This window comes from Thauera sp. WB-2 (genome assembly GCF_027594845.1).
GTDB lineage: Bacteria > Pseudomonadota > Gammaproteobacteria > Burkholderiales > Rhodocyclaceae > Thauera > Thauera mechernichensis.
This window is the reverse complement of sequence record NZ_CP088935.1, coordinates 2928198-2952884: the sequence shown is the minus strand read 5'-3', so window position 1 is coordinate 2952884 and position 24687 is coordinate 2928198. Positions and strand designations below refer to the sequence as shown.

18 protein-coding genes and 1 CRISPR repeat array (1 of these 19 cut by a window edge) are annotated in these 24687 nt (G+C 66.8%); of the genes, 3 read left to right on the top strand and 15 right to left on the bottom strand.

Annotated elements, in window-relative coordinates:
* A CRISPR array of direct repeats spans positions 1 to 5847; the repeat unit is 29 nt; unit sequence GCGTTCCCCACGGGCGTGGGGATGAACCG; it reaches 1203 nt to the left of the window's first position.
* 589 nt (positions 5848 to 6436) lie between these two features.
* Positions 6437 to 7477: an IS630 family transposase gene (locus LQF09_RS13510; RefSeq protein ID WP_011882900.1), complete on the top strand. Its 1041-nt coding sequence runs from the start codon at positions 6437 to 6439 to the stop codon at positions 7475 to 7477.
* On the opposite strand, the gene LQF09_RS13505 is transcribed toward LQF09_RS13510, so the two are convergent.
* The 13 genes from LQF09_RS13505 to LQF09_RS13450 all read right to left on the bottom strand — a co-directional run bounded on the left by LQF09_RS13505 (position 7398) and on the right by LQF09_RS13450 (position 18104).
* Positions 7398 to 7877 carry an RES family NAD+ phosphorylase gene (locus LQF09_RS13505; protein ID WP_270068207.1) on the bottom strand — a complete coding sequence of 160 codons (480 nt, stop codon included), beginning with the start codon at positions 7875 to 7877 and terminating at the stop codon, positions 7398 to 7400. The genes LQF09_RS13510 and LQF09_RS13505 overlap by 80 nt on opposite strands.
* Positions 7877 to 8332, bottom strand: a complete 456-nt coding sequence (gene parS / locus LQF09_RS13500; protein WP_002932834.1) for a type II RES/Xre toxin-antitoxin system antitoxin — start codon at positions 8330 to 8332, stop codon at positions 7877 to 7879. The genes LQF09_RS13505 and parS overlap by 1 nt, the downstream gene beginning before the upstream one ends.
* Before the next feature lie 626 nt (positions 8333 to 8958).
* Positions 8959 to 9291: a hypothetical protein gene (locus LQF09_RS13495; protein ID WP_270068206.1), complete on the bottom strand. Its 333-nt coding sequence runs from the start codon at positions 9289 to 9291 to the stop codon at positions 8959 to 8961.
* A 119-nt stretch (positions 9292 to 9410) separates the two neighbouring features.
* Positions 9411 to 9704, bottom strand: a complete 294-nt coding sequence (locus LQF09_RS13490) for a copper-binding protein (protein WP_002932828.1) — start codon at positions 9702 to 9704, stop codon at positions 9411 to 9413.
* 62 nt (positions 9705 to 9766) lie between these two features.
* Positions 9767 to 10306: a cupredoxin domain-containing protein gene (locus tag LQF09_RS13485; protein ID WP_270068205.1), complete on the bottom strand. Its 540-nt coding sequence runs from the start codon at positions 10304 to 10306 to the stop codon at positions 9767 to 9769.
* An 84-nt stretch (positions 10307 to 10390) separates the two neighbouring features.
* Complete coding sequence (locus LQF09_RS13480; protein ID WP_270068204.1) at positions 10391 to 11797, bottom strand: multicopper oxidase family protein; 1407 nt, start codon at positions 11795 to 11797, stop codon at positions 10391 to 10393.
* 2 nt (positions 11798 to 11799) lie between these two features.
* A complete protein-coding gene (locus LQF09_RS13475) occupies positions 11800 to 13110 on the bottom strand; it encodes a TolC family protein (RefSeq protein ID WP_002932821.1) in 1311 nt (436 codons plus the stop codon).
* Between the two features lie 183 nt (positions 13111 to 13293).
* Positions 13294 to 14049, bottom strand: a complete 756-nt coding sequence (locus LQF09_RS19640) for a methyltransferase family protein (RefSeq protein ID WP_333482867.1) — start codon at positions 14047 to 14049, stop codon at positions 13294 to 13296.
* A gap of 128 nt (positions 14050 to 14177) precedes the next feature.
* On the bottom strand, positions 14178 to 14381 hold the full coding sequence (locus LQF09_RS19635; protein WP_332307105.1) for a hypothetical protein: 204 nt from the start codon (positions 14379 to 14381) through the stop codon (positions 14178 to 14180).
* The gene (locus LQF09_RS13465) at positions 14378 to 14668 is read right to left on the bottom strand and encodes a DUF2933 domain-containing protein (RefSeq protein WP_002932817.1); all 291 of its coding nucleotides are present in this window, start codon (positions 14666 to 14668) and stop codon (positions 14378 to 14380) included. The genes LQF09_RS19635 and LQF09_RS13465 overlap by 4 nt, the downstream gene beginning before the upstream one ends.
* A gap of 35 nt (positions 14669 to 14703) precedes the next feature.
* The gene (locus tag LQF09_RS13460) at positions 14704 to 16977 is read right to left on the bottom strand and encodes a heavy metal translocating P-type ATPase (protein ID WP_002932813.1); all 2274 of its coding nucleotides are present in this window, start codon (positions 16975 to 16977) and stop codon (positions 14704 to 14706) included.
* Between the two features lie 194 nt (positions 16978 to 17171).
* A complete protein-coding gene (locus LQF09_RS13455; protein WP_270068203.1) occupies positions 17172 to 17594 on the bottom strand; it encodes a c-type cytochrome in 423 nt (140 codons plus the stop codon).
* Between the two features lie 45 nt (positions 17595 to 17639).
* On the bottom strand, positions 17640 to 18104 hold the full coding sequence (locus tag LQF09_RS13450) for a hypothetical protein (protein WP_002932808.1): 465 nt from the start codon (positions 18102 to 18104) through the stop codon (positions 17640 to 17642).
* A 200-nt stretch (positions 18105 to 18304) separates the two neighbouring features.
* Here LQF09_RS13450 and LQF09_RS13445 point away from each other — a divergent pair, with 200 nt between their 5' ends.
* Positions 18305 to 20833 carry a heavy metal translocating P-type ATPase gene (locus LQF09_RS13445; protein ID WP_270068202.1) on the top strand — a complete coding sequence of 843 codons (2529 nt, stop codon included), beginning with the start codon at positions 18305 to 18307 and terminating at the stop codon, positions 20831 to 20833.
* On the opposite strand, the gene LQF09_RS13440 is transcribed toward LQF09_RS13445, so the two are convergent.
* Together LQF09_RS13440 and LQF09_RS13435 are read right to left on the bottom strand one after the other, a co-directional pair.
* Positions 20808 to 22598, bottom strand: a complete 1791-nt coding sequence (locus LQF09_RS13440) for a potassium/proton antiporter (RefSeq protein ID WP_232433311.1) — start codon at positions 22596 to 22598, stop codon at positions 20808 to 20810. The genes LQF09_RS13445 and LQF09_RS13440 overlap by 26 nt on opposite strands.
* A 91-nt stretch (positions 22599 to 22689) precedes the next feature.
* Entirely contained in the window at positions 22690 to 23010 is a 321-nt protein-coding gene (locus LQF09_RS13435; RefSeq protein WP_002932800.1) for a hypothetical protein, read from the bottom strand.
* A gap of 315 nt (positions 23011 to 23325) precedes the next feature.
* Between LQF09_RS13435 and hflX the strand changes: the two genes are divergently transcribed.
* On the top strand, positions 23326 to 24678 hold the full coding sequence (gene hflX, locus LQF09_RS13430) for a GTPase HflX (RefSeq protein WP_270068201.1): 1353 nt from the start codon (positions 23326 to 23328) through the stop codon (positions 24676 to 24678).
* Positions 24679 to 24687 lie beyond the last annotated feature (9 nt).

Below are 24687 nucleotides of genomic sequence, written 5' to 3'. Positions count from 1 at the left end.
GTGAGCACGATGGAGGTCAGCGTTCCCCACGGGCGTGGGGATGAACCGACGTTCGCCGAGGCCAACGGCTGGACCGTGCTGCGTTCCCCACGGGCGTGGGGATGAACCGGTCATGGCAAACCTCAGCTATTACAAGCTGACGCGTTCCCCACGGGCGTGGGGATGAACCGACCCGACCACCGGCCGGCGGCGACGCACGATGGCGTTCCCCACGGGCGTGGGGATGAACCGGCGCGGATGCATCCGGGGCTGTGGGAGTTGTTGCGTTCCCCACGGGCGTGGGGATGAACCGGTCATCAACCGGGCGGGTCGGGGGTACAGCTTGCGTTCCCCACGGGCGTGGGGATGAACCGCTCTCGAACGCGCTCGACACCGGCTTGTACTCGCGTTCCCCACGGGCGTGGGGATGAACCGAACGCGGCGGAGGATATCCGGCGCCAGATCGAGCGTTCCCCACGGGCGTGGGGATGAACCGACCTGAAGCGCGATTACTACGAGGAGGTGGACGCGTTCCCCACGGGCGTGGGGATGAACCGTACGTCGCCCCCGTGGCCGCAGGCCTGGGCGTGCGTTCCCCACGGGCGTGGGGATGAACCGTGCGTCCTGGCGGCTGTCGCGAACGCACGTCCGCGTTCCCCACGGGCGTGGGGATGAACCGGACGCCCGCAATGATCTCCGTTGCCGACAACAGCGTTCCCCACGGGCGTGGGGATGAACCGCGCGGCTTGGCCCGGTGCCGGCGTACCGCGGGGGCGTTCCCCACGGGCGTGGGGATGAACCGACACGCTGGCCCTGGGTGATGCTCACGAGCGCGCGTTCCCCACGGGCGTGGGGATGAACCGGCAACACGCGCCACCTCGCCCCGGGAATCTGGGCGTTCCCCACGGGCGTGGGGATGAACCGTGGCTGCGCAGGGGCTTGGCGCGGGTGATCTGGCGTTCCCCACGGGCGTGGGGATGAACCGGCGCCGAGGCGCTGCGCGGTGGAGTAGCCGCCGCGTTCCCCACGGGCGTGGGGATGAACCGCCACCAAGCGCGCCGTCATCCGCAACAGCATCGCGTTCCCCACGGGCGTGGGGATGAACCGCGCTGGCGGCAGGAGTGCAGGTACTCGACGGAGCGTTCCCCACGGGCGTGGGGATGAACCGCGCTGGCGGCAGGAGTGCAGGTACTCGACGGAGCGTTCCCCACGGGCGTGGGGATGAACCGCGCACCAGCCGCCCTGGGTGCCGCACATGATCGCGTTCCCCACGGGCGTGGGGATGAACCGGCTTCTTCGCCGGCGATGGCCTTGAGCAGCCCGCGTTCCCCACGGGCGTGGGGATGAACCGGTGTTCAAAACCGCGCAGGATGTCTCCGTAGAGCGTTCCCCACGGGCGTGGGGATGAACCGGCGACCGCGCTCGGCAGTAGTACGAGCTACATGCGTTCCCCACGGGCGTGGGGATGAACCGCCATTTATGGCTATCTCGGCCGAAAAAAAAGCGCGTTCCCCACGGGCGTGGGGATGAACCGACGCCTACCTGTTCCACGCCCTCTCCGCAGATGCGTTCCCCACGGGCGTGGGGATGAACCGACGTCGTGCGCAGCTTCGGCTCCAACCTCGTCGCGTTCCCCACGGGCGTGGGGATGAACCGAACAGCGGCAACGAGACCTACGAGCCCCCCTTCGCGTTCCCCACGGGCGTGGGGATGAACCGGGGACGAAACGAGGGAAGGAAGGAAGGGCGGTGCGTTCCCCACGGGCGTGGGGATGAACCGACCCCTCGCGCCATTTCACCATCGTTGAAGGGGCGTTCCCCACGGGCGTGGGGATGAACCGTGTTCCTGGGGTTGCAGGATCGGCAGATGCGTGCGTTCCCCACGGGCGTGGGGATGAACCGCGTCATCCGGCTTGCCGTCTCCGCAGTGCGGACGCGTTCCCCACGGGCGTGGGGATGAACCGAAAGTTCCGGGGCTAGTCGTCGCGCGGCCAGTGCGTTCCCCACGGGCGTGGGGATGAACCGAGGAGACCGCCATCCCTGGCGATTTCTCCCTCGCGTTCCCCACGGGCGTGGGGATGAACCGCAGGACCTTCGCCACTAAAAACTTCATGGCCCGCGTTCCCCACGGGCGTGGGGATGAACCGATTGCTCAGCGGCGCGACCTGGATCACCTCGAGCGTTCCCCACGGGCGTGGGGATGAACCGGCGGATTGTCATTGCGAATTCCTTGCGCGCGCGCGTTCCCCACGGGCGTGGGGATGAACCTCGAGCACGACGCGCAGCTCCTTAAGCGAGACCGCGTTCCCCACGGGCGTGGGGATGAACCGGTGGCGGTGGGGGCGAGGAGGGCGGGGGCGTGGCGTTCCCCACGGGCGTGGGGATGAACCGACGACGTTGCGCCAGTGCGGCTCGTGCGGCTCGCGTTCCCCACGGGCGTGGGGATGAACCGGAACAATGCGATAAAACCCGTTCGGACTCGGTGCGTTCCCCACGGGCGTGGGGATGAACCGATCGCCAGTGCGATTTTGGTTGTCTGGGCGCTGCGTTCCCCACGGGCGTGGGGATGAACCGACGACGCAATCGCCGACGCAGATCGCTTACTCGCGTTCCCCACGGGCGTGGGGATGAACCGTTCGAGCGCGCGACGTTCGAGGCCCGCACGGCGCGTTCCCCACGGGCGTGGGGATGAACCGGAGGCTTTCGGCGATGTTTCCTACATCGAGTCGCGTTCCCCACGGGCGTGGGGATGAACCGCCAGTTTGTAAATTTCGGGGCTTCGCAAATAGGCGTTCCCCACGGGCGTGGGGATGAACCGTCGGCCATGTTCAGCCCCTTGCTGCGTTGATGGCGTTCCCCACGGGCGTGGGGATGAACCGCCGAGCAGTGGAGTAACGGCGACATCTTCCTGGCGTTCCCCACGGGCGTGGGGATGAACCGCGTCGACGCGGTATCGGTCATCGACTCGATCCGCGTTCCCCACGGGCGTGGGGATGAACCGCGGAGGCCGACGCCGTCGGTCTTGGTGACGCCGCGTTCCCCACGGGCGTGGGGATGAACCGCCGCCCGGATCATTTTCGTGACCTCACGAGAAGCGTTCCCCACGGGCGTGGGGATGAACCGTTCGTCATCGACTACGAGCACCAGACTTTCCTGCGTTCCCCACGGGCGTGGGGATGAACCGTATTTCCCGCTGGTCAACGCCACCCAGGCCCCGCGTTCCCCACGGGCGTGGGGATGAACCGCGCGCGCCGCAATCGCCGCACTCGGGGGCACGGCGTTCCCCACGGGCGTGGGGATGAACCGGCGGCTTTGGTCTCCAGGGGCATCTCGGCTTCGCGTTCCCCACGGGCGTGGGGATGAACCGCAGATCGCCGCCGCGACGAGCGAGCGCGACTTGCGTTCCCCACGGGCGTGGGGATGAACCCGAGCTGCCATGCATTCCGCCATGATTTCCGGCGCGTTCCCCACGGGCGTGGGGATGAACCGCTCGCATCTTCCGGTGCGGGCTCTCGATAGGTGCGTTCCCCACGGGCGTGGGGATGAACCGTGGTCACCCAGGAACTTGCGACCGCTAAGGCCGCGTTCCCCACGGGCGTGGGGATGAACCGATTTGATGCGGATGTCAGGCTCGGTAACACATGCGTTCCCCACGGGCGTGGGGATGAACCGCACACGACATGATCGGCCTCTACCGCATCACTGCGTTCCCCACGGGCGTGGGGATGAACCTTTGGGATGACGTTCGCACCTTTGACGGACAGCGCGTTCCCCACGGGCGTGGGGATGAACCGGGCGTCAACGCCGCCTGCGCGCACGATCAGGCGCGTTCCCCACGGGCGTGGGGATGAACCGTGGGTGCCCTGGGTCTTGATACTCATCTCTTTGCGTTCCCCACGGGCGTGGGGATGAACCGATTGTTTTCCCGCAAGTTGTTCGCAGCAGCAAGCGTTCCCCACGGGCGTGGGGATGAACCGACGAACTCCGCGCGCGCGCCCTCGACTACGCCGCGTTCCCCACGGGCGTGGGGATGAACCGTCGCCAAACGCGAGCGGGAATGCGTTACCGGCGCGTTCCCCACGGGCGTGGGGATGAACCGTGCTCGCGGCCGACAAGGCCCGCCGCGCTGGTGCGTTCCCCACGGGCGTGGGGATGAACCGATCGCCCGCTAGAGCTCTTCTCGTCACGGTGAGCGTTCCCCACGGGCGTGGGGATGAACCGTTCAACGCTGGGCTCAGGCTCATGGGCCCCGGGCGTTCCCCACGGGCGTGGGGATGAACCGCCACCCGCGCGCCGTCTCCGGCTGATTCCGCCGCGTTCCCCACGGGCGTGGGGATGAACCGCACCTGCTTGGTTTCAATCCACGCGCGAGGGGGCGTTCCCCACGGGCGTGGGGATGAACCGGACCGTGGAGTTTTTAACCGAGCAATTTAGCCGCGTTCCCCACGGGCGTGGGGATGAACCCAGTTCGCGCGCGACTGGGCCGCCATCGCCGACGCGTTCCCCACGGGCGTGGGGATGAACCGCGGGATGGGTCCGCCGCCAGGGTTGCGCGTAAGCGTTCCCCACGGGCGTGGGGATGAACCGCGGCTTGTCGATGCCTGGAACCCGCGGTGACTGCGTTCCCCACGGGCGTGGGGATGAACCGGGTAAATTCGTCACGCCTCATTCCCGCCTCGCGCGTTCCCCACGGGCGTGGGGATGAACCGCCTGCGCCGCGGGGATGCCTGCCTCCGTGGAGGCGTTCCCCACGGGCGTGGGGATGAACCAGGCGCGGAACTGCTCCCGCTGCGTCGGCTTCAGCGTTCCCCACGGGCGTGGGGATGAACCGGGCTCGATCGCGCGATCACGCAAGCGCAGGGCGCGTTCCCCACGGGCGTGGGGATGAACCGGTCTTCAGCTGGAAGGTGCGCGACGGGGCGTTGCGTTCCCCACGGGCGTGGGGATGAACCGCCCGCAATGAGGGTCTGATCGGCAATACAGATGCGTTCCCCACGGGCGTGGGGATGAACCGGCCAGTGCCCGACGTTGCTGCATTTGACGGGTGCGTTCCCCACGGGCGTGGGGATGAACCGCCGCATGGCGACGGTTCCAGAAGGCGATGGGCGCGTTCCCCACGGGCGTGGGGATGAACCGACGCACTCGGCCGGCTCGTCGGCGAGCCGCCGGCGTTCCCCACGGGCGTGGGGATGAACCGGAATCGAAATGACCGACCACGCAAACGAACTGGCGTTCCCCACGGGCGTGGGGATGAACCGTGGGTCGAGCGGTTCCGCGACGAGAAAGCGGACGCGTTCCCCACGGGCGTGGGGATGAACCGACAAAGATTGCGGCCAAGGTCGGCGTGGCCCGGCGTTCCCCACGGGCGTGGGGATGAACCGCCGCGAGGGCCCGCCCTTCCGTGATCCCGTTCGCGTTCCCCACGGGCGTGGGGATGAACCGTCGCCGCCGCTATCGCACACTGGATGCCATCAGCGTTCCCCACGGGCGTGGGGATGAACCGGATCTACACGCCGAGCATGCAGCGCTGCTCGAGCGTTCCCCACGGGCGTGGGGATGAACCGACCTTGATGCCGACCATCACCAGGAGGACGGCGCGTTCCCCACGGGTGTGGGGATGAACCGGCAGCCGAAACCGCCCCCGGTGGCGACGCCACGCGTTCCCCACGGGCGTGGGGATGAACCGCGATCGCTCAACTGAAACAGGAGGCCACTCATGCGTTCCCCACGGGCGTGGGGATGAACCGCGCCTCGCATCGGTCATGGAGTACGTCGAAGCGCGTTCCCCACGGGCGTGGGGATGAACCGATCACGGTTATTGATACCGCATCAAAAATTGTGCGTTCCCCACGGGCGTGGGGATCAACCAGCAGCGCAGCGTGCGTGCTCGATCTCCTCGGTGCTGGAGTGTTCAACAGTGATCCGGTCACTGGCCATGATCAGACGGTGGTCTACACTCTGCGCATGAGGCGGTTGTTTCCAATGGGAATGGTTAGAGGCAGTCCGATGCTCCTATGATCCGGTTCGAATCCGGCGCCGCCTCATCTCTGCTTGCAGTGCTCCAGGTACCGTGAGCCTTTCCGTGGGTTCCGGGCGTCGGCGGTCCAGCCAGCCTTCACGAAGTTCGACGTCTTCCTCGTGCGCATGCCGTCCGCGGCCTGTCCCGCGGGCGGAGCCGGATTCGACGCCGGTCATGACGACGGTGCTCCCCTGACCTTTCCCTTCAGGAACGACCGTCTGACGCCTTGGCTGTGGACCGGTAGCTGATCGTAGTGGGGCGCTTGAGCCGGTGGGGACGGTCCGTCAGTTATGCGCAGATCGTCCTACCTCAGATTCCTGAGCAAGCGCGTGTCGACCGCCAGCGATCGCGGCGTGCCGATCTGGATGCGCGAAAAATCGGGGTGTGCTGGGTTTATTAACCCGGCCCTTAAATAGGCTGTTTTCTCTATAATGTGTGCATGGAAAAGATCGATGCACGCAAGCTGGGTCCTGAAGGGCGCGAGACGCTGCGCAAGATGGTGCTGCGCCTGAATACGCAGTCTGGAATGAACGGCGTGGAGCTGGCGAAGATCGCCGGCGTCCATGTGCGCACGGTGCAGGCGTGGCTGAGGAAGGCGCGCAGGGACGGTGCCGGGGCGTTGGTCGAGAAGACGCGAGGCCGTCCCTATGGGGCCTGCCGGAAGCTGACGATGGCGCAGGAGGTTTGGGTACGGCAGCGCATCGTGGCTGCGGTGCCCGAACAGCTGAGCTTGCCTTTCGCCCTGTGGACTCGGCGGGCGATCCAGGCCTTGGTGGAGCAGCAATTTGGACTGCAGTTGTCCGATCGCCTCGTGGGCAAGTATCTGAAGCGCTGGGGCTACACCGCCCAGCGCCCGGTCAAGAAGGCGATGGAGCAGCGCAACGATCTGGTCCAGGCTTGGCTGCGCGAGCGCTACCCGGCCATTGCCGCGCGCGCCAAGGCCGAAGGCGCGGTCATCTACTGGGCCGATGAAACGGCGGTCAAGGAGGACACGAACTGGATTCGAGGCTTTGCGCCGGCCGGCCGCACGCCCGTGCTCGAGGCATCGGCCCGCTGGGCCAAGCTGTCGATGATCTCGGCCATCACCAATCGGGGCGAGATCGCCTTCCAGATCGTCGAGGGCACGATCAACGCCGAACGTTTCATCGAGTTTCTCGAGCGACTGATCACCAGTGCGGCGAGCAAGGTGTTCCTGATCGTCGACAACCTGCGGGTGCATCACGCCAAGCTCGTCCGGGCCTGGGTCGAGCCGCGTGCCGCGCAGATCGAGCTGTTCTACTTGCCACCCTATGCGCCCGAGTCCAATCCGGACGAATACCTGAATCACGACTTCAAGACCGCGCTGCGCCTGGAGCCGCCCAGCCGCGATGATTCGCAGCTCTTGAAGAAGGCTCACGCCATCATGGACCGCATCGCCTCGCTCCCCGAGCGTGTCCGGTCCTACTTCCAGCACCCGGCCGCTGCGTATGCTGCGCAGTGAATATATTTAAGGGCCGGGTTAATAGGAGATAGTTGCGCTCAGCCGGGACCACGACGCTTGGTACACTCAGCACGGCGGTACTGCCCTCGTTGATCCAGATCCGGCCGATCTCCTGCAGGGCGTTCCTCGCGCCAAGCGTTCGCCACTCGGCGGGCAGGTCCGCGACTTCGATGCTCCTCACTGGCAGGTCGTCAGGCCGTTGCGCCGGGATCAGCACGTAGTTCGCCCGCAAGGGATCGTCCTGCACCATGAGCTCGAGCAGGGCGAGCGACTGTGATGCCGCGGTGTAGATCAAGGGCCAGCCCTTGGGATTCCAGCGCCCTCCGAACAGCCGTGCACCTTCGCCACTGAAGGCGGAGTCTGCGAAGCGTGCGGTGGTGATGCGCCAGACCGGCTGCATCAGGCGAACACGCCGTGCTCGATACGGCCCAGGGCGTCGAGCACGCTGTCAGCGCCGATCTCAGTGTCGAGCAGCGACAACGGCGTCACGCCGCCGAGTGCGGCGTTGGGGCTCTGCATCCAGCCCAAGGCGGCGTCCGCATCCTCGAAAACCCCGTCGGCCCGTTCCACGACACGGGCAAAACGGACGAGCTTGGCCGACTCCTCGGGCGATAGCGTGCCTTCGCGCTTGCGACGCACCAGGGTGCGCTCCGGGATGTTGAGTGCATGGGCGAGCTCGCTTTGGGTGATCCGCGTGATGCGCGTCGCCGCGTCCACCGATGCCGATGGCAGGCCCTTGCGCAGCAGTGGTATCCAGTCCATCAGGACGCGGGGCCTTGCATGTAGCACGGACTCGCCGCCGAGCAGGCTGATGGCTGCCAGCGAGCTTGTCGCGGCGTTTGCGGAGGGGGGCATGGGTGTTTTCCAGTGAGGCCAAGTAAGTTCAAGTCTAGGCAAAAATGGCGTCACGGTCCATGTATGGGTAAGCGCGCGAGCCGCTGAATGGATGGTGATGCCTGCGTGGACGACGAAAAGCTCGCGGCTGGCGCCGCTCCTACCGAGAACCACCATGCGCGTCACCCGCCGTAGGAGCGGCGCCAGCCGCGAGGGGTCGAAGGCGACGGGGCGTGTCGCATGCCCTGAAAAGCTCGCGGCTGGCGCCGCTCCTACCGAGAACCACCTCGCGCGTCACCCGCCGTAGGAGCGGCGCGAGCGGTGAGCCCTTCATGGGCGTTCCCTACGGGTGGTGCCCGATTCGAAGCACGATCATGACGACCGTGCCGTCGCTGACTTTCCCATTACGAACGACCGTAAGACGCCCGGGCTGTGGACCGACCGGTAGTTGTTCGTTGGGGGCGCTTGAGCCGGTTGGGGTGATCCGTCAGGTCCGCCGTACAGGCGCGCACCCTCTCCGCTGTAGGCGGTGTCAGTGAAGCGCGTCGTGGTGATGTGCCAGACCGTCTGCATCAGTCGAATATGCCGTCGCCGATACGATCCGGGGTGTCGAGTACGCTATCGGCGTCGATCTCCGTGTCGAGCAGTCATGGCGGTGTCATGCCGCCGAGTGCGGCGTTGAGGTCTTGAATCCAGCTCGGGGTTGCGATCGTATCCTCGAAAACCGCCTCGGCCCGTTCCATGGCACGGACATAATGGACGAGCTTGGCCGGCTCCTCGGGCGAGAGCGTACCTTCGCGCTGGCGGCGTACCAGGGGGCGGTCCGGGATGTTGAGCGAGCGAGGTCGCTCTGGATGATCCGTGTCGGGCGCGTCGCCGCGTCCACCGATGCCGACGGCAGACCCTTGCGCAGCAGTGGTATCCAGTTCATCAGGACGCGGGGCCTTGGGTGTGTACGGGCTCGCCGCCGAGAAGGACAATGGCTGCTATTGATGGCGTCGCTGGTTTGGCAGAAGAAGGCACGCTAGGCTCCTGTTTGAGCCAAACGGCTTCCAATATGGGCAAATCTGGCGTTAGCGTCGATCTGCGGAAACCTTCGTCACTCTTTCGCCTTGCCAAGCGATTGAACGACATAGGCGCCATCAATCTGGTCGACCGTAACCACGACCTTATCCCCCGGCTCGACCCCATCCAGCATGGCTTGCTCCCTGACCGTGAACACCATGGTCATGGGGGGCATGTCCAGGTTGGGGATGTGGCCATGCCTCAGGGTGAGCTTGCCCGCGTTGCGATCGACGCGACGCACTTCGGCGTCCACTGCGGGCAGGTGGCTATCCGCAAGGGCCGAAGCGGTGATCAGGCTTGTCGCCAGGATGGCTATTAGATTCTTCATTGTCTTGTCTCGCTGATTGGGAGCCGCTTGGAAGCTCAGTGGGGGCGGAGTGGGGGCTTGCGCTACTGCACAGATTGGGGCCGTTCGTGCTCACGACTGGCCAGCCGTGGCGACGCGACCACCACCTTCGCGATCATGCCCGCCTGGTAGTGGCCCGGCAGCAGGCATGCAAACTCGAATTCCCCGGCGCGATTGAAGGTCCAGATGATCTCGGCGGTCTCGCCCGGCGGAACGTGGGCCATGTAGGGCTCGTCATGCTCCATGTTCGGGAAGCGCACCATCATCTCGGCGTGCTCCGCCAGCGCCTCACTGTCGCCGATGACCAGTTCGTGCATCATCTGACCGGCATTGCGCACCACGATGCGCAGCGTCTCGCCTTCGCTGACCTTGACCGCGGCGGGGGTGAAGCGCATGTCGTCGGTCATCACCACCTCCAGGTTGCGGCTGACCTGTTCGGCATCCCCGGCGACGCCCCAGCCGGTCTGCTCCTTGACGACGGCCTGGCGCGCGCCGTGCTCCTTGCTGCCGTGTGCATGCAAGCCAAGGCTGGCCATGCCGAGCATCAGGCCGGCGACGATCGGGGTGAGCATTCGTTTTTTCATTCTGTTGAGACTCCTCTCTGGGTGGGGGCGAACTCGACTGGGCCGCTCGTTGGCGACCACTTCATTCATTCAGGCGGGTACCGATCAATGCGGATGCTTGCCACTGCCCGGCTTGCGGACCTGCATCTCGAGCGCGGAGCGCCGCAGGCCGGGCACCTCGCCGGCATTCAGGCGTTCGGCGCTGAAACGGGCGGGCTCGGGCAGGCTGCCCTGCCACTCGAAGGCCTGGGTGCCAGGCGGCTGCGCATACCAGCCGGGGTCGGAGTAATCGCCGGGCTTCTGGTTGCGGCGTACCTTGAACGTGGTGAACATGCCGCCCATGCCGATCGGGCCGTGGGGGCCGAAGCCGGCCATCATCGCCAGAGTCTGCTCGGGCAGCATCATCGGCATTTCCTTCATGTCGGCCATGCCGCGCTCGCCCATCAGCATGTACTCGGGGTCGAGTTGCTGGATCCGCCCGACCAGCCCGCGGTGGTCGATGCCGATCATGGTCGGCACGTCATGGCCCATCGGGTTCATGGTGTGATGGCTCTTGTGGCAATGGAAGGCCCAGTCGCCTTCCTCGTCGGCGATGAACTCGATCTGGCGCATCTGCCCCACCGCGATATCGGTGGTGACCTCCGGCCAGCGCGAACCGGGCGGCGTGGGGCCGCCGTCGGTCCCGGTGACCTCGAACTCGTGGCCGTGGAGGTGGATCGGGTGGTTGGTCATGGTCAGGTTGCCGACGCGGATGCGCACCCGGTCGCCCAGGCGCACGTTCATCGAGTCGATGCCCGGAAACGCGCGGCTGTTGAAGGTCCACAGGTTGAAGTCGAGCATGGTGTTGATCTTCGGCACCAGGCTGCCGGGGTCGATGTCGTAGGCGTTGAGCAGGAAGCAGAAATCCCGTTGCACCTCGTTGATGAGCGGGTTGCGGGTGCGCGGATGGGTCACCCAGAAGCCCATCATGCCCATCGCCATCTGGACCATTTCGTCGGCATGGGGGTGGTACATGAAGGTGCCGGGCCGGCGCGCGATGAACTCGTAGACATAGGTCTTGCCGACCGGAATTGCGCGCTGGTTGAGCCCGACCACGCCATCCATGCCATTGGGCAGGCGCTGGCCGTGCCAGTGGATGGAGGTCGCCTCGGGCAAGCGGTTGGTCACGAACAGGCGTACGCGGTCGCCTTCCACCACCTCGATGGTGGGGCCGGGGCTCTGCCCGTTGTATCCCCACAGGCGGGCGACCATGCCGGGCGCGATCTCGCGCTCCACCGGTTCGGCGACCAGATGGAACTCCTTGACCCCGTTGTTCATGCGCCAGGGGGCGGTCCAGCCGTTGAGCGTGACCACCGGGTTGTACGGGCGGCCGCTTGGCGGCATCAGCGGCGGCGCAGTGTCGGGCGAGGTCTGGATGACCGGCTCGGGCAAGGCGGCGAGGGCGGCCTTGCTCACGCTGGCGGCGGCGACCGCCCCCACGGCGGCACGGCTGATGAATTGTCGTCTGTCCATGCTCAATGCCCTCCCGCTGCTTTCTTGCCCGCCGGCTGTGCGACCCCGTCGGCGCCCGGATAGTCTGCGCCCGCCAGCACCGCCTGCAGATTCACATGCGCCAGCCAGAAGTCGCGCAGCGCCTGCGCCGCGGTGGTTTTGGCAGCGAGCCGTTCGCGGGCGGCGTCGAGCAGATCCCAGGTGCTCTTGAGCATGCCGTTGTAGCGCAGCAGGGCCTCCTCCTGCTTTGCGACCTGCAGGCCCTGGCGGCTGAGCGCCTGGGTGGCGAGATCGTGGGCGATGCGGTAGTTGATGTAGGCCTCGCGTACCTGCGAGCGCACGCTCACGGCCAGGCTTTCGGCGTCGGCGACCCTGCCGAAGGCATGGGGCGCATCCTGCCCCACGGCGGCGCGCCGGAGGTCGATCACGGCCGCGGTGCCAGGCGGACGGCTCAATACGGCGCCATCGTCAGCGCGTCCGCCCAGCAGGCGTTCCACGGCCTCTGCGCCGAGTGTCTGCCACCGCGCCTGCGCGCCCCGTCCTTGCGACTGGAGGGCGCGCTCGGCGTCCTGCGTTGCCAAGCTCAGCATGGGATGACGCGACAAGGCCAGCGCTTCCAGCCCGGCGCCTTCGAGGGCGTCGGCCGGCAGTGCGGGCAGGCTCGCCGGCAGCGTGAAGTGCACCGCCTCTCCCCATAAGCCGGTCATCCGCGCCAGGGCTTCGCGCGCGCGGCTTGCTTCCTGGCGGGCAGCGATCAGGCCGACGCCCGCGTCCTTGAGCGAGAGCTGCTCGCTCAGCAGGCGATCCTGCGCCCAATTGCCGACACGGGTCATCCGGCTCGCCAGCTCCGCGCCGGTCTCTGCCGCGCCATAGGCCTTGCCGGCATTCGTCAGGGCCGTCTCGGCTGCGACCGCGCTCACCCAGGCGCGCAGCACATCGCGGGAGAACGCTGCGGCGGCAATGTCGGCGCGGGCGCGCTCGGCCGGGCTCATCGACGTGGTCGCCAACAGGTCGGGCCGTGCGGCAAGGGCCAGGCGGAGCGATTCGGAGGCGCCGATCAGGGCGCCTGCGGGGGTGGGCTCCGTCTGCCCGCTTGCGGGATTCTCGCTTTCCCAGCGCAGGACATCGATATGCCCTCGGGTGAACTGCCCGACGGTCTCATTGGCCTGGCGCCAATCGATCTCGCCCAGTTGCGGCGTGGTGTCGAGCAAGGGAAGCGGCACGTAGCGTGGCGCGGGAACCGGCGCAGCCGGCTCATAGGGCGGGGCGGCGTGGACGGCCATGGGCAGCAAGCCGACCGCCAGCCAGCCCGCCAGGTGGCGTTTGCGGGTCAAGTCCTGACTCCTTCTCTCTCGTTGGATGCGTCCACGCTTGTATATGCGTGGTAGGCCAGGCCCTTCGCGCGCACGCGAGAAGGCCTCGGGGCAAATGATGCTGCCAGCGTCCTTACCGGATGCTGAGCCGCGGATTACAAAGCTGTAATCCGCGATGGGTTGTGAGAAGCCGTCGTCCTGCGCTCAGCTACCGGCGTAGAGCTCCGCAAATCGGCGACGCTCTTCCTCGGTCATCTGCAGCGAGGGCCGTGGCGAGCTGTCTGCCGCCTTGCCGACCTGCGTCGGGGGCACCCAGCTGACCTCGCCACCCACGTAACGCCAGCCGTCCGCGCCGACTGGATTGGCGCGGAATGCACGCAGTTCCTGGAGGACCTCGGCGCGGCTCTTGGTCGAGGGCATGGCGTGGAAGTCGTATCCAAGCTCCCCACCAATCCAGCGCATGCCACTGTCGGCACTCGCAAACGGAACGGCGAGGACGCCGAAGGAAATGGCGATGATGGTTTTCTTGATCGTCATGGTGTTGCTCCTTGTCGTTCTTTGGACGTGATGCGCTGTGTGCGTCACGGATTCCATGATAGGGAGGCACCCATGACAGCAGCCTGATGCGGGCATTACTTCGACGTCAGCAACATGACGATGCGGACGCCTTTCCTCTTCTGAGCCGCGCGCTAACTTCTCGTCGATCATGAAGGCGGGCGTCGAGTCCATATAGGCGCGGTATGCGTCACCGAACTCGGCCAGCGAGTCTTGTTCCTCGCGCCTGGCAAGCCGTGCATAGACCGCTAGCAGGATCGGGAACATCACGACGGTGATCAGCGCCGGCCATTGCAACAGAAAGCCGAACATGATCGCGATGAAACCGACGTACTGCGGGTGGCGGATCCGGGCATAGGGTCCGGTATGCGCGACGCGGCGCGCGCGCCGGGCCTCGTACTGCACCGGCCAGGACTTCGCAAGCAACCAGAAGCCGGCGACGATGAAGGCGGTGCTGAGGAGGTGGAAGGGGCCGAAGTGCGGGTTCCCCCCCCCCATCCGAACATCATCTCGAGCAGATGGCCTGCATCGTGCTACAGCCATCCCGATAGCAGGTAGATCGTCAGCGGAAACCCGTACATCTCGGTGAATAGCGCAACGACAAACGCCGAGTAGGCCCCGAACGAGCGCCAGTCGCGTGTCGTGCGGGGCCGGGCAAAGCTGAACGCGAAGACGCTGAAGATCAGCGAGTTCAACACAACGAGCGACCACAGGCCGTAATCGGAAGGGAGCGTCATGGGTGATCTGCCCCGTCACGATGGTCGTGGTGCTGTTCATGGGTGCGGCGGTCGTGCCCGTGCTTGCCATGGCCACGATGCATGAAAAGGTGCATGACAAGGCAAGCGGCGAGCAGCAGCCAGGGAAGGAGGGCATTCAGGTGCAGGCGATGCTCGAACAGCAGCAGCCCGGCGATGAGCGCCAGAAAGGCGGGGATGGCCCACTTGAGTGGTTTAGGCAGGGGGCGCGACGCGGCTTTCGGGTCCGCCGACCTGAGCTTGCGCGGGGCTTCGTTGTGGCAGGGCATGGTGGCCTCCTTCCCTTTTTAGTCGTTACAGGCTGTCAGATACCGATGCGGGCACGCCGCAGCAACAGCGAGTTGCCGATGACCGACAGCGAACTGGCGGTCATCGCGACGACGCCGATCATCGGGTGCAGCAGTCCGAGCGCGGCGATCGGGATCACCGCGACGTTGTAGAACCAGGCCCAGAACAGGTTCTGCACGATCTTCGAGAAGGTTGCTTTCGACAGCCGGATGGCCTCGACGACCTTGGTCAGTTCGCCCTTGACCAGCGTCACCTCGGCGGCTTCGATCGCGACATCTGCCCCGGCACCGATCGCGATGCCCACGTTGGCCTGCTTGAGCGCCGGCGCGTCGTTGATGCCATCGCCGACCAGTGCGACATGATCGCCGTACCGTTGCTGAAGCCGCCGCATCGCCTCGACCTTGCCCTCCGGCAATACGCCGGCCATGACCTCATCCACGCCGACCTGGGCGGCGACATGGCGAGCGGTGCGTTCGTTGTCGCCGGTGACCATCACCACATGGATGCCGTGCGCATGAAGCGCGGCGATTGCAGATTTCGAGTCGGCCTTGACGGTATCGGCCACGGCGACGATGCCCGCGGCGCGATCGTCGATCGCGACCAGCATGGCGGTCTTGCCCTCGTTCTCGAGGCGCGTGAGCGCCGCATCGAGTGCGCCATAGGCGACTCCGGCCTCATCCAGCATGCGGCGGCTGCCGACGCGCACCAGGCGCCCATCGACCTCCCCCTGCACGCCGCGCGCCGTGACAGCCCTGAACGACTGGACCGCGGGAACGGCGATGCCACGCGCTCGCGCGCTGGCGACGATGGCCTGCCCGAGGGGATGCTCCGAACCCGCCTCGATCGCCGCGGCAGCACGCAACAGGACGGCTTCGTCGATGCCTGCAGCAGGGACGACGTCGGTCAGGGCCGGCTTGCCTTCGGTGATGGTGCCGGTCTTGTCGAGCACGACGACCTTGATGTCCTTCAGCGTCTGGATCGCCTCGCCGGAGCGGATCAGCACGCCGCGTTCGGCGCCGATGCCGGAACCGACCATCAGCGCCGTCGGCGTGGCCAGGCCCAGCGCACAGGGGCAGGCGATCACCAGCACGGCCACTGCAGACAGGGTGCCGATGATGAGCGGGGTGCGGCTCGCGTCCACCCAGGGCAGGAAGCCCGCGCCCCAGTCGAGCACCGGCTGCAGGCTCGCGCCGATCGCCAGCCACATCGCGAAGCTCGCCAGGCTGACGAGGATCACTGCCGGCACGAAGCGGCCGGTGACGCGGTCGGCGAACTCCTGGATCGGAACCTTCGAGCCCTGTGCCTGTTCGACCAGACTGATCACCTGCGACAGGAAGGTGTCAGTGCCAACCCGGGTCGCACGGACCTTGAGCAAGCCCTCCTTGTTGATCGTTGCGCCGATCACGGCCTCGCCCGGCCCCTTCTCGACCGGTACCGACTCCCCGGTAGCGATCGATTCGTCGAGGTGGCTGGTGCCTTCGACGATCTCTCCATCGGTCGGCACCTTCGCGCCGGGGCGCACGACCATCACGTCGCCGACCGCGAGCTCGGCGACCGGCACCTCCACCTCGTGGCCTTCGCGCAGTACCGACGCGGTCTTGGCGCCGAGGGTGACGAGCTTTCTGATTGCCTGCGAGGCGCGCCCCTTGGCGCGCGTCTCCAGGTAACGGCCAAGCAGGTGGAAGGTCATGATGGTCGCGGCCATCTCGATGAAGGACGTCATCGGGTAGATGAAGCCGATGAGCCCGATCAAGTAGGGCGGGATGCTGCCCAGCGAGATCAGGACGTCCATGTTGGCGGTGCGATTCTTCAGCGAGCGCCAGGCCGAACGATGCGTCGCCCACCCGCCGTGGGTGAACACCACCGGAAACGCAAGGACTGCGACGATGAGCAGATAGCCCGGAATCGGCTGCCAGAACATGTGCGGCACCATCAGCAGCATGACCAGGGATGCCGGCACAGCGGCGATCCACAGCCGCCGCGTCGCCAGTGCGAGGTAGCGTTCCTCGGCGTCGCTCGCCTGCTGTCCGCGCGAGGGAGTTTCGGGATCGACGTCAGCGACGCCATCGACCTCATAGCCGGCGCGCTCGATCGCGGCACGAATCGCATCCGGCTGCGTGCGCATCGCGTCGAAGCGCACCGTGACGCGATGGTTGGCGATGTTGGTCTCGACGCCTTCGATGCCGTCCACCCTGCGGATGGATGTCGATACCAGGCCGGCGCAGTGATTGCTGCCCATGCCCGGCACGGTGAAGAGCGCGGTTCTCGTCGCGGTGGCGGGGGCGTTCATGGCCTTGCACCTTCTGTCGATCGTGGTTGCAGCATGACCGACTGCGGCTGTCCGCCCGATGGCGGCCCGATTACGGTTTCGTCAGGATGGTTGCGGTGCGGCCGTATGCGGATCTGCTGGGAGGGCAGGCGGCACCCGAGCCCAGTCGTCAAGGGGCGTTGGCGCCCCCCAAAGCCCGTCACAAACGGGATCGCTTAGCGAATTCCGACGCGGCGCTGGTGCATGCGGATGTAGGCGGTGATGTGGGCAACGTCATCGGGCGTCAGGCCTTCGACCGGCGGCATGTCGCCGAACTGCCAGTGATGGGCGCGAACGCCCTGCGCCACCGCAATCTGAAAGGCGGCATCGCTGTGATGCGAGGGTTCGTAGATCTTGTGCAGCAGCGGGGGGGCGGAGTCGGTGCCATTGAGGCCGCCGCCGTGGCAGGACGCGCAGTGCGCCTCGTAGAGCGGCTTGCCTGCATTTGGGTTGGGCATCAACCCGGGGCTGGGCTGCGGCGGCGGCTGCCAGCTCTGTGCGGCGATGCCTGTCGTGGTCAGACACAGCAACATGGCAACACCCCATCGGGCCGCGCTCGATTCGGTCCCCCAGAGCTTCAACTCGAGATCGCGCTTCATCCTTTCTCGCTCATGGTGTCCATGCGCTTGGTGGGCCGGGGACGGTCATTGGGCACGTTTCTCGAACGCGTCCATGCGCTTTTCCATCGCCTCCATGCGCTGGTGCATGGCTTCCGGGCCGCGACCCTGGCCCCCCATCATGCCGGGCATGGCGCCGCCCATCATGCCGCCTTTCATCATGCCGGGTCCCATGGGCCGGTCGCCGGACATCATCGGACAATCCGCCGGCATCGCCTGCATCATGCCCTCCATGTCGGCCATCTGCTCCTCCATCAAGCGCATGCGCTCGGCTGGGTCACGCATCTGCCGCATTCGCTCCATGCGCTCACGCATCGCCGTGACTCGGGCCGCCGCTGGGGCTGCGGGCGCGGCCTCCGTGGCCGCGGCGTCAGCGGGGTGATGGGCTGCGTGATCTTCGGTCTGCTGTGCAAACGATGGGCCAAAGAGCAGGCTGCCTCCAATCAGGGTCGCGAACAGCAGCGGGGTGCGAGTGTGAGTCAGCGTGCTCATGGCAAACCTCCTTGGGTCAGCGGATTCGTCGTATCGAGACGCTTCCACTCTAGGTTGCCCACACCGACACTCCGCTGACGGGGGGATTACATCTTCGTAATCTCACCTGGCGTGATGGGGTCGCATGGGATCTTCTTGACCTTCCCATGTTGGCAAGGTTTAAAGTCGCCTGGTCAATACCCACTGAAGCAGGTCGCATTATGAATACCCTTACAACCAAGCCTCCGGCGGGCGCGCTGCGCAGCCTGAACATTGCCGGCATGACCTGCGCCTCGTGCGTGGCCCATGTCGAGAAGGCCTTGTTGAAGGTCGAGGGCGTGCAGGCGGCGAGCGTCAATCTGGCCACCGAGACCGCGAGCGTGACGGCGCCGGCTTCGGTGCCGCTGTCGGCGCTGATCGAGGCGGTGGCCAAGGCGGGCTACGAGGTGCGGCGCGAGGCGCTCGAGCTCGACATCGAGGGCATGAGCTGTGCGGCCTGCGTGGGCCGGGTCGAGAAGGTGCTGCAGCGCGTGCCCGGGGTAGTGACGGCAAACGTGAACCTGGCGGCGCGCAAGGCGCATGTGGAGTTCGCCGGCAGCGTACCGACGGCGGCGCTGGTCGCTGCGGTGCAAAAGGCCGGCTTTGGCGCCCGTCCGGCCAGTGAGGTGAGTGTCGGCGCCCGCGAGGCCGATGCCGCGGCCGAGGAGGCGGCGCTGCGGCGGGCGGTGTGGGTGGCGGTGGCGCTTACCCTGCCGGTGTTCGTGCTCGAGATGGGCTCGCACCTGATTCCGGGCATGCACGACTGGGTGATGGCCACGATTGGCCACCGCGATAGCTGGCTGCTGCAGTGCGTGCTCACCAGCGCGGTGATGTTCGGGCCGGGTCTGCGTTTCTTCCGCAAGGGCGTGCCGGCGCTGCTGCGCGGCGCGCCGGACATGAACGCACTGGTGGCGGTGGGCACCTCGGCGGCATGGGCGTATTCGGTGGTGGCGCTGTTCGCGCCCGCTTTGCTGCCCGAAGGTACGGTCAATGTCTATTTCGAGGCGGCGGCGGTGATCATCACGCTGATCCTGATCGGGCGCTTGCTCGAGACGCGTGCGCGCGGCCGCACCAGCGACGCCATCCGTAGCCTGATGCGCATCCAGCCGCGCAGTGCGCGCGTGCGCCGTGGCACCGAGCTGATCGAACTGCCGATCGCCGAGTTGGCGGTGGGCGACGTGGTTGAGGTGCGCCCGGGCGAGAAGGTGGCGGTCGATGGCGAGGTGGTGGAGGGTGCATCCTTCGTCGATGAGTCGATGATCACCGGCGAGCCGGTGCCGGTGGAGAAGGGCGTGGGCGCGACGGTGGTCGGTGGCACGCTGAACACCCGCGGCGCCTTCGCCTTCCGCGCCACCCGGGTGGGGGCGGATACGGTGCTGGCGCAGATCATCCGTATGGTCGAGGCGGCGCAGGGCGCCAAGTTGCCGATCCAGGCGCTGGTGGACAAGGTGACGATGGTGTTCGTGCCGGTGGTGATGGCGGTGGCGGCGCTGACCTTCCTCGCCTGGCTGGTGTTCGGTGGCGGCGCGCTGCCGGCCGACGTGTCGGTGCTCAGCTTCGCGCTGGTGTGCGCGGTGGCGGTGCTGATCGTCGCCTGCCCGTGCGCGATGGGGCTGGCGACGCCGACCTCGATCATGGTCGCTACCGGGCGCGCGGCGCAGATGGGCGTGCTGTTCCGCAAGGGCGACGCGCTGCAGCTGCTGCGCGAGGCCGAGGTGGTGGCGGTGGACAAGACCGGCACGCTCACCGTGGGCAAGCCGCAGCTCACTGACCTGGTGGTGGCTGCGGGCTTCGAGCGCGCCGGGGTGCTGGCGCGGGTGGCGGCGGTGGAGCGGGGCTCCGAGCATCCGATCGCCGAGGCGATCGTCGCCGCCGCGCGTGCGGACGGGCTGGCAGTCGCCAGCGCTGCAGGCTTCGAGGCCGAGGCCGGCTACGGCGTGCGTGCGCAGGTGGATGGACAGCGTGTCGAGGTCGGTGCCGACCGCCTGATGCGCCGCCTGGGGCTCGATGTCGACGTCTTCGCCGACATCGCTGCGCGCCTGGCCGACGAGGGCAAGTCGCCACTGTACGCGGCGATCGACGGCCGCCTGGCGGCGATCCTGGCGGTGGCCGACCCGCTCAAGCCGACCTCGGTGGCGGCTGTCAAGGCGCTCCACGGCATGGGGCTGAAGGTGGCGATGATCACCGGCGACAACGCGCGTACCGCGCGCGCGATCGCGCGCCAGGCGGGGATCGACGAGGTCATCGCCGAGGTGCTGCCCGATGGCAAGGTGGCGGCGCTGAAGCGGCTGGCAGGGGGCGAGGACGACAAGGCGAGCAGGGGTGAAGGACGCCGCCGCGTCGCCTTCGTCGGCGACGGCATCAACGACGCGCCGGCGCTTGCCGAGGCCGACGTGGGCATCGCGATCGGCACCGGCACCGATGTGGCGATCGAGAGCGCGGACGTGGTGCTGATGTCGGGCGACCTGACGGGCGTGCCGCGCGCGATCGCGCTGTCGCGTGCGACCATGCGCAACATCGGCCAGAACCTGTTCTGGGCCTTTGCCTACAACAGCGCGCTGATTCCGCTTGCCGCAGGGGTGTTCTACCCGGCCTTCGGGCTGCTGCTGTCGCCGGTGTTCGCTGCGGCGGCGATGTCGATGTCGAGCGTGTTCGTGCTCGGCAACGCGCTGCGCCTGCGCCGCTTCACTGGCGGTTCATTATCCGCCTGAGTCTCGCCCTGAAATCGCCCCGCGGCTGGCGTGCCTTGCGCACGTAGGCTGATGGCCGGGCTTCGCCGTGCAGGGCAAGGCCGACCTCGGTGACGGTCTTGCCCTGGTGCACGCGGCGTACGACGAAGTCGAAGCTGCCGAGCGGTACCCGGTCGCCGATGACGGGTTGCCCGCCAAGTTCGGTGTGCAGGAAGTCGCCCACGCTGAGCTCGGGCGGAATCTCGATGGGCAGCTGCAGATCGTAGGCGCTGACCAGGTCGGCCACGCGCGCGTCGGTATTGACCATGAACTGGCCGAAGTACTCGGTATCGCCCTGCTCGGGCGCCTTGATCTGCGAGAACAGGCGGTCGAGCAGGGTGGTGTATTCGGGCGGTGTGAAGAGGTAGACCAGGTCGCCCGCCTGCAGGTGGCCAGCCTGCTCCGGTTGCATCGAGCGGCCGTTGCGGACCACGAGCGAAGGGCGCGCCCAGCGCGGCAGGGTCGCACCACCCATGATGAGCGGGCTGTCGTCGAGCACGCGATAGATCAGCAACTCGTGCTTGGGATTGCCGGGCAGCTCGAGTTCGATGCGTTCGAGCGGGCCGATGCCTGCCGGTACGATGAGCTTGAGCCGGGCAGCCGCCGGCTTGATGGTCCAGCCCTGCACGAGCAGCGAGGTGACGACCATGATGAAGGCCGCGTTGAGGAAGAGTTCTGCACCCTCGACGCCCATCACCGCCGGCAGGATGCCGAGCAGGATGGAGACCGCGCCGCGCAGTCCGACCCAGGCCGTGAAGGTGACCGTCTCGCGGTCGTAGCGGAAGGGCAGCAGGCAGAGCACGACCGCGAGGGGACGACCAATGACGATGAGAAAGAGCCCGAGCAGAAGCGCAGGAATCAGCACCGTGCCGAACTCCGACGGCGTCACGTACAGGCCGAGCACGAGGAACATGACGATCTGTGCGAGCCAGGTCATGCCTTGCTGGTAGCGGCGCAGGGCCGAGGCCCCCTTCATGTCGCGGTTGCCGGCGACGATGCCGGCGACATAGATGGCGAGGAAGCCGCTACCACCTAGATAAGCGGTGATGCCGAACACGCAAAGGCCGCAGGACATCACCAGGATGGGGTAGAGCGCCTCCTCCAGGCGGACGCGGTTGACGATCTCGACGATGAGGTAGCCACCTGCCACGCCGAGGGCCAGGCCCAGGCCCATCTGCATGCCGAAGCCGTGCAGGAAGCTCGTCATCACGCTGCCGCGTGTCTCGGCGAGGATCATCTCGATGAACAGGATGGTAAGGAAGATCGCCATCGGGTCGTTCGAGCCGGACTCCACCTCCAGCATCGAGCGCACGCGCTTGTAGATCTTTACGCCACCCGAGCGCAGCAGGAAGAACACCGCCGCCGCATCGGTCGAGCTGATGATGGCCCCCATCAGCAAGGCGTAGAGCCAGGGCAGGTCGAACAACACGCGTGCGGCCGCGCCCACGAACAGGGTGGTCAGGAACACGCCGACCGTCGCCAGGACGAAGGCCGGTGCGGCAGCGCGGCGCAAGGTCTGCACGCGGGTGCCGAAGCCTGAATCGAACAGGATCACGGCGAGCGCCACGCTGCCGAGGAAGAAGGCGGTCTCGGCGTGGTCGAACTGCAGCCCCAGCCCATCTTCGCCCGCAATCAGGCCGATGCCGAGGAAGACCAGCAGCAGCGGCGTCCCGAAGCGGAAGGCCAGGGCACTCGTCAGGATCGACAGGGTGATGAGCCCTGCGCCGACGAGAATTGCGGTGAACATCCAGTCCATTCAGGGCCTTGGAGATGCATGAGGGTAGGGGGTTCAGCTGCGATCAAGCACGCCCAACGCCTTTGCCGAGGAGATGAACGGGTCAGTTTGCGGCTTTGCCCAGATCAAGCCCGAACAGCTGGTCGATGGTGAGTGTCAGCGCCAGGCCCTGTTGCGGCGAGTCGAGGTCGAGTTCCTCGTTCAGCCGCTGCGCAGTGCGGTTGGCGGTGTCGGTTTCGGCGATCCAGAACAGGATGGTCATGGCGCTCTGGAAGGTCAGGCCGAAGAAGGTGCGCAGCGGCGACTGGCTGATGCCGCTCGCGGGCAGGATGGTGGCGCCGCGGATGCCTTCACGCTCGGCGATGGCAAGGGCAGCGTCCGAGACTTCGTCGGTCACGATGGCGATGAGCAGTGAGTTCGTCATGGTCTTTACAGTGGGCAGTGGCGCGGGGGGCGGATACTTGGGCTTGCGGCTCGTGCTCACAACGGCAGACAACGCCCGACTCGGGACCGCAGCCGGGACACGAAGGTTCCGTGCGTGAATCTGTTCGCAGTCTAGCATCCCGCTCCCGGGGCTCTACATGCCGGGGCGTGGATCTGGCGGCATCGTTGCCGCCCAGGGGGCGAGCTGTTCGCAGGCAGACCGACGGCAGACGCGACTTCTTGCCGAGCAAGCCCGGCGGAGACGCGATTGCCGGTTACCATCACACCCCCGAATCGCTCATAGAAGCCCCCTCGAATGCAAAAAGACCTCGCCGACGAACCCCGCAACGCCATCGTCGCCTCGGTGCAACGCCCGAACGTGAGCGACGCCGAGTTCGAAGCCTCGCTGGCCGAGTTACGCGAACTGGCGAAGACGCTGGGCTACCGGGTTGTCCAAACCTTTACGCAGAAGCGCGCCGGTTTTGACACCACGGGTTACCTGGGTGTTGGCAAGCGCCAGGAAGTACGCGACTTCGTCGCTGCCCAGTCGGGCCTTGAAGCGGCGCCGCTGGCCACGGTGCCGCGCACAGGCGCGATCGAGGCGCTGTTGGTCGATCACGAGATCTCGCCCTCGCAGGCGCGCAACCTCGAGCTGGAGACGGGCTGCGAGGTCATGGACCGCACCATGGTCATCCTCGAGATCTTTCACCGTAACGCGCGCTCGCGTGCTGCCAAGGCGCAGGTTGAGATCGCCCGGCTGGGCTACATCGCACCGCGTTTGCGCGAAGCGGCCAAGCTCGCCGGGCCGCAGGGGCGACAGCGCAGCGGGGTGGGAGGCCGCGGTGCCGGCGAGTCGCACACCGAACTCGACCGCCGCAAGATTCGTGACCGCATTGCCGAGCTGCAGCTCGAGATCGTCGCGATGGAGGCCGAGCGCAAGACCCAGCGCGCGCGCCGCCAGGGGCGGCAGAGCCTCGCCAATGTGGCCTTGGTCGGCTACACCAATGCCGGCAAGTCGACGCTGATGCGTGCGCTGACCGGCAGTGAGGTGCTGGTGGCCAACAAGCTCTTCGCCACGCTGGACACCACCGTGCGTACGCTTTACCCCGAAAGCGTGCCGCGTGTGCTCGTCAGTGATACCGTCGGTTTCATCAAGAACCTGCCTCATGGCCTGGTGGCCTCGTTCAAATCCACCCTGGACGAAGCGCTCGATGCGGCCTTGCTGCTGCACGTCATCGACGCGAGTGATCCGGGCTTCGAACGCCAGCTTGAAGTCACCGATACGGTGTTGGCCGAGATCAGCGCCGACGAGGTGCCTCGCATCCGCGTCTTCAACAAGATCGATCATGTCGGTGACGCCGACGCACAGGCCGAATGCGAAGCGGCGTTGCGCGCGAAGTACCCGGGCTGCATCGTGATGAGCGCGCGCCGGCCCGAAGAGGTGGCCGCGCTACGGCGGACGATCGTGGCGTTCTTCCAGCAGCATCTGGTCGAGACCGAGCTGTTGCTGCCTTGGTCCGCCCAGCAGTTGCGCAAGGAGATCTACGCGAACTGTGAGGTGCTAGAGGAAAGGGCCGAGGACGAAGGCGCGTTCTTCAGGCTGCGCGGAGAGCCCGAGGCAGTCGAGAGACTGCGCGGCCAATGTGGCCAATGCGACCGTACGGGCTGATCAGCAGGT